Raw genomic sequence first — 17244 nt, 5'->3', positions numbered from 1 at the left:
CTTATATATAGGATATAAAAAAAGACCTCTAACGCAATGGTCAGAGGTCTTTATTATATTGGTTTAATTGAGGTTAAAACTGGTAACGAATACCAAGTCCAATATCAAAATCAAAATTATCAGAAAATCCGTCATAACCAACAACTCCCAATTCTGGTCTAAAATCTAATGATAGTATTAGTGGTATGTCAAAATTGTACTCTATACCAATGTCACCAGCTGCAAAAACAAACAAGCCGCCGTCATCACCAGGAAAATCAACATTTCCTAATCCGCCACCAACACCATAGTACCATTGAAAATCACCTTCAATTGGGCGTACCCATTGGTAAAGACCCGCTATTTTAAATGCATTAAAATTTCTACTATCTCTCCATCCAAGGTCAAATTCAACCCTAGTGTCGCGTGTTAATGATTTTTGATAACTGATTTCAGCACCAAATCCGTCACTATCTCCTAATCGTAATCCTAATGCATGATTCGATATTTCTTGTGCAGAAAGCGAACAGGTTGCCATAAATAGTAATACGGTAATACCTTTTAAAATCTTCATATAGTTATTCTTTTTTGTGATGAAAAATGAGCCGATTTGTAATGTAGCTCACACAATAAAACTTAATTTAGCAATCAAAATTGTGTTAAGTTGGATAATAATTTGCTGTCAAAGTTACGACAAGATATAGAGGGAGATGTACGATTTGATAATCTTACCAAGACTATTTACGCTACAGATGCATCTGTATATAGAAAAATACCTTTAGGGGCTGCTTTTCCAAAAAGTGTTGATGACATTAAAAAAATTATAAGGTTTGCCAATAATGAAAATATTGGTCTTATACCTAGAACTGCAGGTACTTCTTTAGCAGGGCAATGTGTAGGTGATGGTTTGGTTGTTGATGTGTCAAAACATTTTACGGAAATCATAAGTCTAGATCAAGAAAAGAAACAAGTAACCGTTCAGCCAGGAGTTATTAGAGATGAGCTGAATCAATATCTAAAACCCTTTGGGTTGTTTTTTGGTCCTAATACATCAACGTCAAATAGATGTATGATCGGCGGCATGGTCGGTAACAATTCATCAGGTACAACTTCAATACAATACGGGGTTACCAGAGATAAGGTTATCTCAATGAAAACCATTTTGTCAGACGGTAGTGAGGCTGAATTTGGAAGAATATCAGCGTCAGAATTCAAACAAAAACAACAAGAAGACACACTTGAAGCATCACTTTATAATAATTTATTTAAAGAACTAGATAATAAAGATATAGCTTCTGAGATAACAGCGCATTTTCCAAAGCCAGAAATACATAGAAGAAATACAGGTTATGCCGTAGACGAGTTATTGAAGTCAGATGTGTTTGGTGGTGAATTAGCTTACTTTAATATGGCTGAATTGCTGTGTGGTAGCGAAGGTACTTTAGCTTTTACAACAGAAATTACAGTTCAATTAAATGATTTACCTCCAGCCTTATCGGCAATGGTCGTTACACATTATACTTCTTTGGAAGATTGTTTAATGGATGTTGTTCCTGTTATGAAACACCCATTACAATTGTGCGAAATGATGGATAAAGTCATTTTAGATTGTACAAAGAATAACCGGGCGCAATTAGCGAATCGGTTTTTTGTAGAAGGTGATCCGGCAGCATTATTAATGTTACAAGTATCAGCGCATACAGAAGCTGAATTGAAAGAGGCTGTTGCTTCGTTACAAAAGACGATAGCGCAATCAGGACTCAGTTATGCCAACCCTGTATTATTTGGAGATCAAATACCAAAAGCGATAGAGTTACGTAAGGCAGGTTTAGGTTTACTTGGTAATATAGTAGGTGATATGAAAGCTGTAGCCTGTATAGAAGATACTGCGGTGGCTTTACCAGACCTTAAAGATTTCATAGCAGAGTTTTCTGTAATAATGAAGGGTTATGGACAAAGTGCGGTGTACTATGCACATGCAGGTGCGGGTGAATTGCATTTGCGCCCTATTTTAAACCTAAAAAAATCAACCGATGTTGGGTTGTTTAGAGATATTACTACCGATGTTGCTAAACTTACTAAAAAGTATAAAGGATCGTTTAGTGGGGAGCATGGCGATGGTATTGTGCGTGCCGAGTTTATACCTATTATGATAGGCGAAAAGAACTATGAACTTCTAAGAAGAATTAAATCTTATTTTGATCCTAAGGGTATATTTAATCCGGGTAAAATTGTAGATGCTTACCCAATGGATAAGTCATTTCGTTATGAGGTAGACCGCAAAGAGCCAGAGATTAAGACATTAATGGATTTTTCTGATAGTGAAGGTATACTTAAGGCTGCAGAAAAGTGTAATGGTAGTGGTGATTGTAGAAAAACCCATCATATGAACGGTGGTATGTGTCCTAGTTATCATGCAACAAAAAATGAAAAAGATACCACAAGAGGTAGGGCTAATACCTTAAGAGAGTTTTTAACGAACCCTGATAATGCGGCAAAGAATAGTTTTGATAGTCCAGAGATTAAAGAGGCTTTTGATCTTTGTTTAAGTTGTAAAGCCTGTGCCAGTGAGTGCCCTAGTAATGTAGATGTAGCCACTTTAAAAGCAGAGTTTTTATATCAATATCAAGAAGCTAATGGCTATTCTTTACGAGGGAAGTTGTTTGCCTATAACACCAAGTTAAACGGATTGGGAAGTAAGGTTTCTGGTTTAACAAATGCTATTTATGATTCCAAATTTCTAGGTGGATTGTTGAAAAAAAGTAGCGGAGTAGCAAAAGAACGTACTTTACCAAAGGTATATAGCTTTAATTTCAATAAACACCTTCAAGAATATGGTAATCAAAATACTAAGTCAAAGAGAAAAGTAGTTTTATTCATTGATGAATTCACTAAATACTTAGATATTGAGGTTGGTAAAGATGCTATTGAGCTATTAACGAAACTTGGTTACGATGTTGAATTGTATTATGCTGAAAGTGGAAGAACATTTCTTTCAAAAGGCTTTTTAAAACAAGCTCAAAAGCTTGCGATTAAGAATACGCAAGAATTAAAAAAGTTCGCAGAAGCAGGTTTGCCAGTCTTGGGTTTAGAGCCTTCGGCAATCTTATCTTTTAGAGATGAATACAAGCGTATGACATCAGATAAAGAAACCGCTCAGAAAATAGCTGATAACTCATTTTTGATTGAAGAGTTTCTAGCAAAAGAAATAACAGAAGGCAATTTAAATTCGTCTGATTTTACAGAGGAAGCCAGAGATATAAAAATTCATAATCATTGTCATCAAAAAGCTTTGAGTAATCAAAAGGTAACTTTTGATATATTAAATCTGCCAACAAATTATAAGGTTACCATAATAGCCTCTGGTTGTTGTGGTATGGCTGGTTCTTTTGGATATGAAGAAGAGCATTATGAAACCAGTATGAAAATTGGCGGATTAAAATTATTCCCTGCGGTCAATAAATCAACTCCAGAAACAATTATCGCTGCTAATGGTACAAGTTGCAGACATCAAATATTTGATGGTACAAAGCGCATAGCACAGCATCCGGTGAGTATATTAAAAGAAGCCTTGGTGCAATAGCTAATCTGAAAGTCTGTCTTTCTCTTTTTGATTATTCAATTCTCTTGTCTTGCGTTGTGTAATTGTTTCAATAAGCTCATTTATATTCATAGACTTAAGTTCTTCATCCATATAGAATGAAGCGAGCTTATCATTTTCGTAGCGGTAGATTTTCCAACGTTTAAAAGAATATTCAAGGGCAGTCATGTGTTTTACCCAATCTCCAGAGTTTAGGTAGAGACATTCTCCCTTTCTGGTTTCAAATAGTTGCTTGTTCGGTGCGTGGCTATGTCCGCAAACTACATGGTTAAAATGTTGTTTAATAGCCATTTTGGCTACGTTTTTCTCGAAAAGTGCAATTTGTTTAGGGTCACGTTCTCCATATTCCAATTCCGGATTTGAAAAAGGTTTGTTTTTCTTTCCGAAAAAACGCATCGTTTTAGTCTTAAGCTTTGCAAGTTTTAAAAGCAAGTCAAAACCTGTACTCCCAAAATTCAAAAGCCACTGCGAGTGTCTAAATGAAAAATCGAAAATGTCTCCATGAAAAAAGAGTGTATTTTTCCCGTTCAGTTTTAAAGTTAATCTATTAGAAACTTTTATTGCTCCCATGTAAATCTCATCAATTTTACGAAAAGGTTCGTCGCGGTTACCAGTAATATAATGTACATCGGTACCTTTTGAAGCCAATGAAAATATTTTCTTAATTACGTTTAGATGGGATGGAGGAAAGTAATTGTTACGCATTTTCTTTGCGTCTAATATATCACCATTCAGAATTAAGATTTTTGGGTCAATACTAGATAGGTATGTTAGTAATTCTTCTGCATGGCATGCGTAAGAACCTAAGTGAATATCAGAAAGCACAACTATTTCAAGACGTCGTTTTTTCAAGGAGATAATTTTTATGACAAAATTAAACCTAATGGTATAAGCAACAACTACTTGCTAGGTCAACAATTTTTAATCATAAGGTTAAATAATCATTATCACAAATCCATAAGGTTAAGCAAATATTATGCGCTTTTAAAATTTTTCTTTCCAGCATTTAACATTTACCTTTGAAGTCGGTTGATTTGTAAGTATTACAATCAGTATTACATCATTAAGAACGCATTTATTATGGCTGGAAATACCTTCGGAAACATATTTAGGGTAAGCACTTTTGGAGAATCTCACGGAAAAGCAATTGGAGGAGTTATAGATGGCTGTCCATCAGAAATAGAATTAGATTTCGATGCCATACAGAATGATCTTAATCGTCGTAAGCCAGGGCAATCAGCTATAGTTACCCAGAGAAAAGAGCCAGATGAAGTAGAGTTTTATTCAGGAATATTTGAAGGTAAAACTACGGGGACACCAATTGGCTTTGCTATTCATAATACAAATCAAAAATCTAAAGATTACGGACATATAAAAGATTCGTACAGACCATCGCATGCAGATTACGTGTATGATAAGAAATATGGTTTTAGAGATTACCGTGGTGGCGGTAGAAGTTCTGCGCGTGAAACGGCAAGTAGAGTAGTGGCAGGTGCTATTGCGAAGCAGTTTTTGAAAGGTGTAGAAATCCAAGCTTTTGTGTCTCAAGTAGGAGATATGAATTTAGGTAAGCATTATACTGAATTAGATTTATCGTTAACAGAAACTAATGATGTACGTTGTCCTGATCCAGAAATGGCAGCAAAGATGGAGGAATATATCAAATCTATTAAAAAAGACGGCGATACCATTGGCGGTATTATTACATGTGTAGCCAAAAATGTACCGATTGGTTTAGGAGAACCAGTTTTTGATAAACTTCATGCCGAATTAGGTAAGGCAATGTTGTCTATAAATGCTGTAAAAGGCTTTGAGTATGGTAGCGGTTTTGAAGGTGTTAAGATGAAAGGCAGTGAACACAACGACCAGTTTAATAATGATGGTTCTACAAAAACCAACTATAGTGGTGGTATTCAAGGTGGAATAAGCAACGGAATGGATATCTATTTTAACGTAGCTTTTAAGCCCGTAGCAACCGTAATTCAAGGTTACGAAACAATTGATAAAGAGGGTAATACCATTAAAACTCAGGGTAAGGGAAGACATGATCCTTGTGTGGTTCCAAGAGCAGTGCCCATCGTTGAAGCCATGACCGCATTGGTTTTGGCAGATTACACCTTATTGAACAGGACCATTAAATTATAGGTTCCGTTTTTAGCACTTTTCCCTGCAAAATACTATCTTACTTCCCTAAACTAATTTATATATGAGGAAGCTTGAGTTGCATTGGCAAATTCTAATAGGAATGTTAGCGGGAGTTTTATTTGCTTTAGCCATGGTTCAATTAGATTGGGGACCAAAATTCATTTCAGATTGGATCAAACCTTTTGGTAATATTTTCATCAATTCATTAAAGCTAATTGCCGTTCCTCTTATTTTAGGCTCATTGATAAAAGGAGTATCTGATCTTAAGGATATCTCTAAACTTTCTCAAATGGGTGGTCGTACTATTGGTATCTATATCGCTACCACGGTTATTGCCGTTACTATTGGTTTAGGTGTTGTAAACATTGTAAAACCAGGATCTTCAATAAGTGAGGCAACACGTACCGAATTAGTTGAAAATTACAAAGGTGATGCAGATGCAATTAAAAGTAAAGCAGATAAACAAAAAGAAGCCGGACCATTACAGGCTTTAGAAGACTTGGTACCAAGTAATATTTTTGCGGCAGCTTCTGACAATGGTAATATGTTACAGGTTATATTCTTCGCTATATTCTTTGGAATTGGACTAATACTTATACCTGAAGAACAAGCCACGCCCGTAAAGAAATTCTTTGACGGCTTCAATGAGGTGATTCTGAAAATGATAGACCTTATCATGTTAGCAGCGCCATTTGGTGTTTTTGCATTATTGGCAGCTTTAGTGGTAGAATCACCTAGTCTAGATTTATTTAAGGCATTGGCATGGTATGCTTTCTGTGTTGTTTTGGGTCTATCGTTAATGTTAGGTGTATACCTACTCTTGGTTTGGGTATTTACTAAAACATCTCCGAATACATTTATGAAAGGTATGTCACCGGCTCAACTTCTAGCATTTTCAACGAGTTCAAGTGCTGCAACCTTGCCAGTAACCATGGAAAGGGTAGAGGAGCATTTAGGTGTAGATGAAGAGGTAACAAGTTTTGTGTTGCCAATTGGTGCCACTATAAACATGGACGGTACTAGTTTATATCAAGCCATTGCTGCTGTATTTATAGCGCAGGCGTTTGGTATGGATTTAAGTTTATCTGCACAATTGGGAATTATCGTTACCGCTACCTTGGCTTCAATTGGTAGTGCTGCCGTACCAGGTGCTGGTATGGTAATGCTAGTTATAGTACTCGCTCAAGCAGGTATACCTGAGGCTGGTTTAGCATTAATATTTGCTGTAGATAGACCGTTAGATATGTGCAGAACGGTTATAAACGTATCTGGAGATGCAACTGTCTCCATGATGGTGGCGAAATCTGTAGGTAAGTTGCATGAACCTAAAATTAAGAATTGGGATGACAATTATAAAAAGTAAGATTATTGCTTTTTAGATTTTTTGTTATTTAACTTATCAGCCCCTTCAGTGGCGTCTTGATAATTTAAATCATCATCTACAACATCCTTATAAGCCTGAATCCATGCATTTCTGAATATTCTAGTGACTGTTGGCCAAATCTTTGTTTTCACATTGTTTAGGTCTCCTTCTACTGGTATTTTAGTAGCTAGAGTATCTTTCTTATGATTTTTTAGAACAAATTTAAAGAAGCCCACAAATCCTTCCCAAAGGGTTTGTAGAAATCCATCGTCTTTACCTATTAATTTTGCATTTTTAAGTATGGGTTTAAAAGACCCTTTCATATATCCATCAGCAATAGCCAGTTCTCCGTATAAATCAAAAGAACCTTCGTCAAAATCTATTCCAGCATAATAGTTGGTAAAATCATTAAGTGCCTTCGCATTCGCATTTTCTAGACTAAAAGAAATATCCATATCGGGAATTTCCTTTACTAAATTCATATCTCCATCTAGTATCACATTTCCATTACCTATAGATGATGCTGTAGCGTGTATATTTGAAGGTAATGTTCTCGATTTTTCCACTACATTTCGAAGGTTAGAAGCTGATAATTGAACGTTAGCCAAGTGTAAATCAATATTTGGATCAGCTTGTAATTGTAAAAAAGCGAATTTTCCATTTTCAATCGTCAGTTGGTTAATGTCAATAGGCACCAAATCGGTTAGCGCTTTAGACCAGTCTTCAGTATCGGCAACTCCAGTGGTGTCCTGTTGATCTTCAAATACATATAATATGGTAGGTTCTGTCATTTCAATTTCACTAACTATTTTACCATGAAAAAGTGCATTCCATTCTACTGAAATGTCGGTTTTCTTAAAGTCTAAAAAAGGAAGTTCAGTATTGCCATTGACTGTATTTAAGTACATGCCGTGTATGGTGTAAGCTCCGCGAATAATAGATAAGTCAATATCTTCTACTTGACCGTAGTAACCGGGTATGTCTGCAAGAACTTTGTTTACGTAATTCTTAATAAGGTAGGGGAGAGATAAACGAATTATAATAAGTAAAATGATAAGAATAACCGGCACTGCATATCTTTTCTTTTTATATCGTCTTCTTTTTAATTCGCTCATAAAATTCAATATTTAATGTAAACATTGAAAAGATAAGTTTTTGGATTATAAATAATTGATATAATGAGTGATAGGGATAAAAGTAATATTGTAAGGATTAAAAATAGCTTAGCGGAGAGAGAGTACTATAGTTTTTAAATGAATTTGCTCTTTAATTCTTCAGTAGGAATTATGCAGGCATCTTTTTTACCGTACCATTTGTATCTATTGGCGGCAACAAAATCGTATACGATATTTCTAATAGACTCTGGTAGCCACAGTAAAATGGTAGATATGGTGCCAAGTCCTTTCAGATCCTTACCAATTTCAAGTGCAGCTGTTGATTTGGTGTAATAAGCAATATTTGGTTCTATTAGAATTATGGAATCGATTTCATTAGTATCGATATTACGTTCGGTTAATAGCCTTTTTCCTGTTTCACTTTGTATGGCAGCATATCTAAAAATATCATGTTCATCTCGTTTTATAGCAAACTGAACACTGCTGTTGCATAAGTTGCATACACCATCAAAAAGAATGATTTTTTTATTTGAATTCACACTGCAAAATTAAAACAATAATTAATCATCTTCTCATAACATTTTTATAATAAAATAGTAGTAAATTTTTGAGAATTAGTTGAAATGAACACTATAATTAACTTCAAAAGTATTATATAAATCGTATACGATTTTATGTAACTAACTGTTATAGAGTGTTATTTCTTTCTTTCAACCATTTCAAGCTGGTCTACACTTACGTTTGTTGTAAATATGCCATAATTAACAATAGCCTTACCTTTTTCAAGAGAATCAATACTACCAACTGCTTTCCCATCTAACATACGTACTCGGTCACCAATATTAAATACAGGTCTTGGCTTATTTTTTTCCTTAAAGATGGCTTTCTTCTTTTCCACTTTCTTTTTTTCTCGAATAACCTTCACTTCTTTTTGAACTTCTTCTGCGACTTTGGCTTTCTTAACGCGTTCTGCCTTTGCTTGATTAGCGGTCTTCTTCTTTCTTTTACTATTCTCTGTTTCAACGATTCTCAAAAGCTCAGAAACTAAAGGACGTTTCTTGTTATCTTGAAAATACTTATCGGCAGCAACATTTACTTTGTTGCCCAATTGTATCATACGTTGATCGTGATCGTATAGCTCTTGATAGTTTTCGAGTTTAGATTTGATTTTAGCGTTCAGCTTTTCTAATCTTTCGTTTTCTCCTCTCGCTTTTGTTTCCTCTTCTTTTAGCCTTGATCCAGTTTCAGCCATTTTACTACGCTCTTTTTGTAGTTTGGCAATCGTAGCATCAAAACGAACCTTGCCTCTTTCTATTTTCTTCTTCGCTTTATTAATAAGCGAGTAGGGGATTCCGTTCTTCTGCGCCACCTCAAATGTAAAAGAACTACCGGCTTGCCCTAAGATCAGTTGAAATGTTGGTTCTAGTGTTTTACCATCAAATAGCATATTGGCATTGGTTACATGTGGCAATTCGTTTGCCAAGGCTTTTAGATTTGCATAGTGTGTGGTAATAACGCCAAATGAACCTCTTTCATAAAAGACTTCCAAAAATGCTTCTGCCAAAGCACCACCTAATTCAGGATCACTACCGGTACCAAATTCATCGATTAGGAAAAGGGTGTTATGATCACAACGCTTTAGAAATTGGTTCATGTTCTTTAAGCGGTAACTGTATGTACTTAAATGATTTTCAATACTTTGGTTATCGCCAATATCTGTTAAAATCTTTTTGAAGAAGCAAACTTCACTTCTTTCATGTACAGGAATCAACATTCCGCTTTGAAGCATTACTTGAAGTAAACCAATAGTTTTTAACGTAATACTTTTACCACCTGCATTGGGTCCGGAGATAACTATAATTCTGTTTTCTTGATGTAATTCAATTGTTTGCGGATAAGTCTTTTCATTCTTGCGCTTATTATTCAAAAACAATAGCGGATGATATGCATCTCGCAAATACAATCTATTATTTGAGTTAATTTTTGGCAGTAGGGCATCAATATCTTCTGCGTGCTTGGCTTTTGCAGCAATAACGTCCACTTGCGTTAAAAAATCTTGATAATCGCTTAAAAGCGCTCTAAATGGTCTTATTTGATTTGTTAGTTGCTTAAGAATACGTTGTACTTCTTCCTTTTCTTCAAACTCTAAGTTATTGAGTTCTCTACTGTATTTCAAAGCAGCTTCAGGTTCTATGTAAACGATGCTTCCAGTTTTTGATGTACCCATAACGGCACCCTTAACTTTCTTGCGATACATGGCTTTAACCGCTAAAACACGTCTATTCTCCACTACAGACTCTCTAATCTCATCCAAATAATCTGATGCTTGGTAGGTGTTTAAGGCAGAGCCAAAGCTTTGACTTATTTTACCTCGAACCATGTTTATTTGCCTTCTTATGCTAAATAATTCATCTGAAGCGTTGTCTTTTACTTCGCCAAAGCGGTCAATTACATTATTGATCAAAATTGGAATTTCAGCGTTCTGCTCCAGTTTTAAGGCAAAATCATAAAACAGAGGATAATATTCCTTGAATTTTTTAAAGAATTTTTGGTGTTGTGCAACTGTAGTACAAATGCTCGCTATTCTTTTGAAGCCTTGTAGTTCTAAGGTTGTATTTTCAATCTTAAGAAGCTTCAAGTCAGCATTAATAGCATCGAAACCATGATTAGGAATTCGGTTTTCACTAATAACTGAAGATAGATATTCGGCTGTTTTGCCAAGTTCTACTTTAATTACCTCGTCAGTGATAAATGGTGCAATTTCTAATGCAGCTTCTTTACCTAATTCCGTATGGCAACGCGCTGAAACTTGTTTTAATACAGAAGGAAATTCTAAGTCTTGTAATGTTTTGGAATGTATGTTAGCCACGTTATATTTTAATGAGCTGCAAAGGTACGCATTGACAATTAAATTTTATAAATGAGAATGTGCCGGACTCATAAAATGCAGTGCAAACACTAATTACTACTTTATGTTGAGTGAAATTAAACCCAGTTCTAGGAATTTGGGTATTGTCTTACAGCAGGGTTAACAGTAACTTTGATATATAAAAAGAAAGAGCATCATGGATATTGATTTGGTTAAGAGTTGGAAAGATCAGTTGCAGCCAGAATTTGACAAGCCCTATTTTAAAGATTTAATGCAATTTGTTGAGCGTGAATATGAGGAGCATACTTGTTATCCGGAGTATGTTGATATATTTTCAGCTTTTAATCATTGCGAATTTGAAGACACAAAAGTGGTTATCATTGGCCAAGACCCTTATCATGGTCCTAATCAAGCAAATGGTTTATGTTTTTCAGTAAAGGATGGTATTAAACATCCACCTTCATTAATCAATATTTTTAAAGAAATTGAGAGTGATTTAGGTATTCCTTACCCTGAAAGTGGAAACCTTGAACGTTGGGCTAAACAGGGCGTTCTGTTATTAAATGCAACTCTTACGGTAAGAGCTCATGAGGCCGGAAGCCATCAAAAACATGGTTGGGAGGTTTTTACAGATGCGGTGATTTCAAAACTATCAGAAAATAGCGAACATGTTGTTTTTATGCTTTGGGGTGGTTATGCTAAGAAAAAAGCAAAACTTATTGATGCAGAGCGGCATTATTTATTGACATCTGGTCATCCATCGCCGTTAAGTGCCAATAGAGGATATTGGTTTGGAAACAAGCATTTTTCATCTTGCAATAAAATACTAGGTGATTTAGGCAATAAAAATATAGTGTGGTAAGTTAGATACTTATTAAATGGTTTAAATTTTAGATTGTACTTTGGGGTACAATGGTGGCTAACAACTTAAATAACAGCTCAAATGAATAACTTAGAAAGGTTAAATACTATTTTACTTGTAGATGATGATGATGCAAGTAACTTCTTACATTCCATCTTTATCAATAAATTAGATATGGATGTGAATATTAATTCTGCTCTTAATGGTCAAGAAGCTATTGATTTTATTCTTGGTAAAGGTCAAGAGAAATTAGAATTGCCGTGTATGGTCATGTTAGACTTAAGAATGCCTGTTATGGATGGGTGGCAGTTTATGGATGCTTACGAAGAGTTGGTGCCTAAAAAACTAAAGGATCAAATTACCATTGTACTTGTTACAATAAGCGATAATAAAGAGGATAAAGAACGTGCTGTCGCTAATCAGTATATAGCTGATTTTGCACAAAAGCCACTTTCTGATGAAACTTTTAAAGCTTTAATTCAAAAACATTACAACTTAGCAGCTATCTAATGTTACTTTAGAATTTCTGAAACTGGGATTATTTTATCTATTAAATTAAGTTCTTTTAGTGTATTTTGAACTTTAATCAATGTAGATTCTGGTAATTGTTTTTGGCTCCATTCTGTAATTTGAAGCCATTCTTGTATGTCTTCTAATTTTTGATGGTATCGGTTTGCTAACGTAGAATCAATTCTTGGAATTTGTTTGAATTCAACCGTATACATATTGATGATTTCAAGAATATGCTTTAATAATCCCTCATTTTCCTTCAAAAACGAATTAGTTCCGACTAAAACAAAACATGGCCATGGTGTAGGGCAATTTCCTAAATGCTTAAATACACCACTATCCACAAGCGGTTTTGTTGTAAAACGCTCCCACATAAAATAATCTGCAGTGCCAGAAGACAAACCTTCAACAGCACCATCAAGATTATTTATTAAATTGAATTTTAAATTGTCAGTGTCCCAGCCCATATTTGTAGCCTGAACGTAAGACATTAGGTGGCTACCGCTACCGTAACGACTAATTGCAGCTGTAGTGTCCTTTAAATCATTTAGAGCGCTATACGAACTATTGGCGTCCACATGAATTCCCCAAAGTAGGGGTGAGGCAATGTATTCTTGAATAATTTTCACCTCATTACCTTCGGTTATGCTTTTTACGATCCCCTCAGTTAAGATAATAGCTAGGTCAGTATCCTCATTTTTAAGCATTTCGCTCATTCTACCAGTACCTTCGGGCACTTCTGTCCATTCTAAGTTGATGCCTCTTTCTTTAAAAGCACCTTCTTCTATAGCTAAATGCCACGGAAGGTTAAAATGTTCTGGTACACCAATAATCTTAACGGTTTTCATCTAATTTATTTTTAAGGTAATCGTAAATGGCATATTGAGAGCGTATATCTTCCTGACCAGGAGCCTGAGCAACTTTTTTATTGGAGTTTTCTAAATCTAACACACGTGCTTTTTGGTTGTCATTTAGCTGTAGCGTTAGAATATGTTTTAACTCATCAAAAATGTCAGGGTCTAGAATAGGTGTCAACACTTCTATTCGTCTATCTAGGTTTCGGGTCATCCAATCTGCAGAACCAATATACATGAGTTGGTCTCCACCATTTTCAAAAAGGTAAATTCTACCATGTTCTAAATATCGGTCCACAATACTTGTAATGTAAATATTGTCTTTCATTCCCTCATTAACGTCGTCGTTCGCTGTTAGGTAACAACAAAACCCTCTGATAATAAGGCGAACATCAACACCAGCATTTACCGCTCTATATAAGGCCTTTATCATATTAGAGTCTTCAAGACTGTTCATTTTAGCGGTAATGGAAGCCTTTTTGCCCTCGCGAGCAGCATTGATCTCGTTTTGAATAAGATTTAAAAAGGTAATTCTGGTTGTAAAAGGCGATACCAATAAGCGTTTCAACTTTGGTACTATTATTTTTCTTTCCAATACCTGAAACACTTGACCTAAGTCTTTCGTAATCTTCTTGTCAGCAGTAAAGAGTCCGTGGTCACAATATATTTTAGAAGTTTTAGCATTGAAATTACCAGTTCCGATGTAAGAGTAACGTTTTACCTTGTCATCTTCGTTACGATAGACCATTGCTATTTTTGAATGCACCTTTACTTGTGGAATACTAAAAATTACTTTGGCTCCTTTTTCCTCGAAAATTCGTCCCCATTTTATATTATTTGCCTCATCGAATCGAGCTTGGGCTTCAACAAATAAGGTTACTTTTTTGTTGTTATCTAATGCAGTTAAAATAGCATCTGCAAGAGAAGACGACTTTGCAATGCGATAAATAGTCATTTTTATAGCAATAACCTGTGGATCTGTAGCTGCGGTGGTCAAAAATTCTTCGACTACCTTAAAATCTTGATACGGAAAATGTACCAATTGGTCTTTTTTGGAAATGCTTTCAAAGATATTCTTGGAATAGCTTAACTCAGGATGTGGTAAAGCCGGTTTTTCTTGATATTGTAGGCGTTCTGTGCCTTTTGGAAGTGGAAAAGAAAAGAAGTCGGATAAATTGTGATATGCTCCACCGGGTGATAAATCAACCGATCCCAACTTGAAGTCCGTTTTTAAAGCTTCTATTAACCAACTAGGCATAGTTTCATCGTAAAGAAGCCTTGTGGCTTGTCCTGATAAGCGTTTGTCCAATGAATTATAAATCTTCTCTACTAATTCTAGATCAGAATAGTCGTCTTCCAAATACAATTCGGCATCCCTGGAAAGTTTGATAGAGTAGCAGGCATTAATTTCTTTATTGGGCAATAACTTTTGAATGTTAAACCTAATAATATCATCTAAATAGCAAAATTGATGTCCGTCACCTGGTAAAGCTATAAAGCGATCTTGGTTTTCAGTCGGTATTTCAACAATGCTGTAATTGTGACCTGAGTGTGTAACTGTTAAATATAGTGCCCCATCGGTTAATTCTAAGTTTTCTTTATGTACCGAACAAAATTCTTTAATACTCTCATCGAACAACGATTCTAAGAATTGTTTTTGTTCGTTTGTAAAGTTAGATGTGTTGCGAACATAAATATTATGTTCTTCAAGTTCAGAAAGGGTCGCTTTAATTACTTTACCAAACTCAACCTGTTGCTCATTGATTGTTTTTAGAATATGTTGTAATGTACTATTTGCTTTGAACATTAGTTTCTTTCGAAACTTTTTGTCTAAATGCTTTATTTGTCGAAGTTGAGAAACACGCACTTTAAAGTACTCATCTAAATTTGAAGAAAAAATAGCTAAGAATTTTAATCGCTCTAACAATGGCGTGTCGGTACTTTTAGCTTCAAGTAAAACACGTTCATTGAAAAAGAGCCAATTAATATCTCTATGCTTCAGGTTGTCTTTTTTCATGATAAGATTTGCGTAAAAATAAGAAGTACAATAGTAAATTATTGTAAATGTATGTTAAGCCAATCGTTTCAAGCAAAATTCAATAAGATTATCTACAGATTGGGTAGGTGTAATGGAAAATTCCCCAGTCGATCTATTGGCTAAAATACAATTTAGAGATACGGCTTCATGACCAAGAAGTTGGGCCAGGGCATAAATACCCGAAGTTTCCATTTCTAGATTGGTCAATTTTAGGTCATTGTAGCTAAAGGTGGATAATTTCTCCATCAATTCCATTTGACTGGGCTTTATTCTCAATTGTCGCTGTTGTGGTCCGTAGAACCCTGTATTTGTTGCAGTAAAACCTAATCGTATACGATTATCGCTAAACAATTCTCCTAGCTTTTTAGAATAAGAGAGTACATATGGTCTTGCTTTATTGGTGTCCCAAGAAGTATGGGCGATAAATTCATCTTCTATCTTAGTATAGTTAATTTCATCATGCTCGTAGAAATGTAAAAGTCCATCAAAACCGATAGAATATTTACTAATCAAGAAAGAATCAATCGGAATATCTGGCTGTATGGCACCTGTAGTTCCAATTCTAATGATATTTAAAGAAGTATGATGTTCTTTAAGAATTCTTGTCTTGAAATCGATATTTACCAAGGCATCTAACTCGTTTAAAACGATATCGATGTTGTCCGTTCCGATTCCTGTAGAAATCACTGAAATACGTTTACCATTCAAATGACCAGTATGTGTATGAAATTCACGCTTGCCCTTTTTAACCTCAATAGTATCAAAATGTCTAGATACTTGATGCACCCTATCTGGGTCTCCAACGGTTATAATGGTGGTTGCAATATCTTCTGGTAATAAATTGAGATGGTATATGCTACCATCTTCATTGATGATTAGCTCAGCAGGCTTTAGTTGCATGCTATAATTTTAAAATTCGGTTTGTACTAGTATTATAAAGGAAATTGTACTTCAAAGCGCCTCCTAAATACACATCATTGTCTTGTATGCAAGAATAATAGCTGGTTTGACCATCTAAAATCTCTTTGCCTTTCTTAGAAATACGCACAGGGTTTAAACTAGTTATTAATGGTTTTAACCTCGTTAAAGCACGATCATACTGGGTATTAGAAAAACCTAAGTTGCCTTGATTTTTAAGTAATACATCTATGTATTCCGTTTTAGATTTTGGTTTCCTGTCTATAGCAAGCTGTAAGATGGTATTTTCCATTTCATTTAAGCCGTTGTTAATACTAGGAAAACGTTTTAGATGCGATTTTACGGCATCACCAAGATAATCGAATTGGTAATCGTTAAAATCGGTAAGGTTTTCTAAACGAATAGGATTATTGCTGCAGTACAATTGCCAAACATAATCAGCATACTCGGTATCATCTTGTGTTAATACCTTTTTATTCTTGTATAGACCTAATAATTGGTCATCAGTAAGCTCATTAAGGCTGTACATTTTATCTGTACCATCTTCTTTGCCACTGCACACTAGCGATATCTGAGCATATTTTCTGTGTGTTAATAGCCAGCTAATAACGGCAAGCATATTCACCTGACAAAAAAGATCATATTCGAACCAAAGAACGATATGATCTTGTTGTTTGTGGTTACAAAGAGACCTATATTCTTTAAGGGTCTTTTCTATAAACCAAGATTTTGAAACTTTATAGTTTTTATGGAGAAACTCAAAACGAGCTTTCCAAAAGGTTTCTGAACCAACATTAGGTAGTGTCTGTCCTTCACATAGCATTTCACGCCAAGTGATGACGTCGCCATCTAAGTTTAATTTTTGAAGACGTTCGGTGAAAACATCTCCATTGGTAATGTGCAAGAGAGAACTCATACCAGGTTTGATTTTAGTTTGAATAGATTAAAAATAATACTAATAACAACGTTAAAAAATTATTTAACAGAAAA

14 protein-coding genes are annotated in these 17244 nt (G+C 35.0%); 5 read left to right on the top strand and 9 right to left on the bottom strand.

Features of this window, described 5'->3' with window-relative positions; translation table 11 throughout:
- Positions 1–73: 73 nt before the first annotated feature.
- Positions 74–553, bottom strand: coding sequence for a hypothetical protein (locus BUC31_RS12385; protein ID WP_073244635.1), 480 nt, complete (start codon positions 551–553; stop codon positions 74–76).
- A gap of 90 nt (positions 554–643) precedes the next feature.
- Here BUC31_RS12385 and BUC31_RS12380 point away from each other — a divergent pair, with 90 nt between their 5' ends.
- Entirely contained in the window at positions 644–3562 is a 2919-nt protein-coding gene (locus BUC31_RS12380; RefSeq protein ID WP_073244633.1) for an FAD-binding and (Fe-S)-binding domain-containing protein, read from the top strand.
- Here BUC31_RS12380 and BUC31_RS12375 read toward each other — a convergent pair whose 3' ends face one another.
- The gene (locus tag BUC31_RS12375; RefSeq protein WP_073244631.1) at positions 3563–4432 is read right to left on the bottom strand and encodes a UDP-2,3-diacylglucosamine diphosphatase; all 870 of its coding nucleotides are present in this window, start codon (positions 4430–4432) and stop codon (positions 3563–3565) included. It lies immediately after the preceding gene.
- A 228-nt stretch (positions 4433–4660) separates the two neighbouring features.
- On the opposite strand from BUC31_RS12375, the gene aroC reads away from it, so the two are divergent.
- Together aroC and BUC31_RS12365 are read left to right on the top strand one after the other, a co-directional pair.
- Positions 4661–5725: a chorismate synthase gene (aroC, locus tag BUC31_RS12370; RefSeq protein ID WP_073244629.1), complete on the top strand. Its 1065-nt coding sequence runs from the start codon at positions 4661–4663 to the stop codon at positions 5723–5725.
- A 61-nt stretch (positions 5726–5786) separates the two neighbouring features.
- Positions 5787–7088 carry a dicarboxylate/amino acid:cation symporter gene (locus BUC31_RS12365; protein WP_073244627.1) on the top strand — a complete coding sequence of 434 codons (1302 nt, stop codon included), beginning with the start codon at positions 5787–5789 and terminating at the stop codon, positions 7086–7088.
- 2 nt (positions 7089–7090) lie between these two features.
- On the opposite strand, the gene BUC31_RS12360 is transcribed toward BUC31_RS12365, so the two are convergent.
- The 3 genes from BUC31_RS12360 to BUC31_RS12350 all read right to left on the bottom strand — a co-directional run bounded on the left by BUC31_RS12360 (position 7091) and on the right by BUC31_RS12350 (position 11072).
- The gene (locus BUC31_RS12360; protein WP_073244625.1) at positions 7091–8203 is read right to left on the bottom strand and encodes an AsmA family protein; all 1113 of its coding nucleotides are present in this window, start codon (positions 8201–8203) and stop codon (positions 7091–7093) included.
- A gap of 134 nt (positions 8204–8337) precedes the next feature.
- Positions 8338–8742 carry a thiol-disulfide oxidoreductase DCC family protein gene (locus BUC31_RS12355; protein WP_073244623.1) on the bottom strand — a complete coding sequence of 135 codons (405 nt, stop codon included), beginning with the start codon at positions 8740–8742 and terminating at the stop codon, positions 8338–8340.
- Between the two features lie 158 nt (positions 8743–8900).
- Positions 8901–11072 (bottom strand): endonuclease MutS2, encoded by a 2172-nt coding sequence (locus tag BUC31_RS12350; RefSeq protein ID WP_073244621.1) that lies wholly within the window; start codon positions 11070–11072, stop codon positions 8901–8903.
- Between the two features lie 196 nt (positions 11073–11268).
- Between BUC31_RS12350 and BUC31_RS12345 the strand changes: the two genes are divergently transcribed.
- Together BUC31_RS12345 and BUC31_RS12340 are read left to right on the top strand one after the other, a co-directional pair.
- Positions 11269–11934, top strand: coding sequence for a uracil-DNA glycosylase (locus tag BUC31_RS12345; protein WP_073244619.1), 666 nt, complete (start codon positions 11269–11271; stop codon positions 11932–11934).
- An 81-nt stretch (positions 11935–12015) separates the two neighbouring features.
- On the top strand, positions 12016–12444 hold the full coding sequence (locus BUC31_RS12340; protein WP_073244617.1) for a response regulator: 429 nt from the start codon (positions 12016–12018) through the stop codon (positions 12442–12444).
- A gap of 2 nt (positions 12445–12446) precedes the next feature.
- Here the strand turns inward: BUC31_RS12340 and BUC31_RS12335 are convergent, their stop codons facing one another.
- From BUC31_RS12335 to BUC31_RS12320, 4 genes are read right to left on the bottom strand one after another with little or no spacing between them, the layout of a single operon-like run.
- Entirely contained in the window at positions 12447–13292 is an 846-nt protein-coding gene (locus BUC31_RS12335) for a substrate-binding domain-containing protein (RefSeq protein ID WP_073244615.1), read from the bottom strand.
- Positions 13279–15315 carry a polyphosphate kinase 1 gene (ppk1, locus tag BUC31_RS12330; protein WP_073244613.1) on the bottom strand — a complete coding sequence of 679 codons (2037 nt, stop codon included), beginning with the start codon at positions 15313–15315 and terminating at the stop codon, positions 13279–13281. The genes BUC31_RS12335 and ppk1 overlap by 14 nt, the downstream gene beginning before the upstream one ends.
- 54 nt (positions 15316–15369) lie before the next feature.
- Entirely contained in the window at positions 15370–16236 is an 867-nt protein-coding gene (locus tag BUC31_RS12325; protein WP_073244611.1) for a nucleoside phosphorylase, read from the bottom strand.
- Position 16237: 1 nt separating this feature from the next.
- Entirely contained in the window at positions 16238–17170 is a 933-nt protein-coding gene (locus BUC31_RS12320) for a DUF1835 domain-containing protein (RefSeq protein WP_073244609.1), read from the bottom strand.
- Positions 17171–17244 lie beyond the last annotated feature (74 nt).

Origin of the sequence: Maribacter aquivivus, from assembly GCF_900142175.1 — a bacterium.
Classification (GTDB): domain Bacteria; phylum Bacteroidota; class Bacteroidia; order Flavobacteriales; family Flavobacteriaceae; genus Maribacter; species Maribacter aquivivus.
This window is presented reverse-complemented; position numbering and strand designations above follow the sequence as displayed.

Coding starts and splice junctions, on each gene's coding strand:
- BUC31_RS12385 (WP_073244635.1), bottom strand. CDS start 553: ATGAAGATTTTAAAAGGTATTACCGTATTACTATTTATGGCAACCTGT.
- aroC (WP_073244629.1), top strand. CDS start 4,661: ATGGCTGGAAATACCTTCGGAAACATATTTAGGGTAAGCACTTTTGGA.
- BUC31_RS12365 (WP_073244627.1), top strand. CDS start 5,787: ATGAGGAAGCTTGAGTTGCATTGGCAAATTCTAATAGGAATGTTAGCG.
- BUC31_RS12360 (WP_073244625.1), bottom strand. CDS start 8,203: ATGAGCGAATTAAAAAGAAGACGATATAAAAAGAAAAGATATGCAGTG.
- BUC31_RS12345 (WP_073244619.1), top strand. CDS start 11,269: ATGGATATTGATTTGGTTAAGAGTTGGAAAGATCAGTTGCAGCCAGAA.
- BUC31_RS12340 (WP_073244617.1), top strand. CDS start 12,016: ATGAATAACTTAGAAAGGTTAAATACTATTTTACTTGTAGATGATGAT.
- BUC31_RS12335 (WP_073244615.1), bottom strand. CDS start 13,292: ATGAAAACCGTTAAGATTATTGGTGTACCAGAACATTTTAACCTTCCG.
- ppk1 (WP_073244613.1), bottom strand. CDS start 15,315: ATGAAAAAAGACAACCTGAAGCATAGAGATATTAATTGGCTCTTTTTC.
- BUC31_RS12325 (WP_073244611.1), bottom strand. CDS start 16,236: ATGCAACTAAAGCCTGCTGAGCTAATCATCAATGAAGATGGTAGCATA.
- BUC31_RS12320 (WP_073244609.1), bottom strand. CDS start 17,170: ATGAGTTCTCTCTTGCACATTACCAATGGAGATGTTTTCACCGAACGT.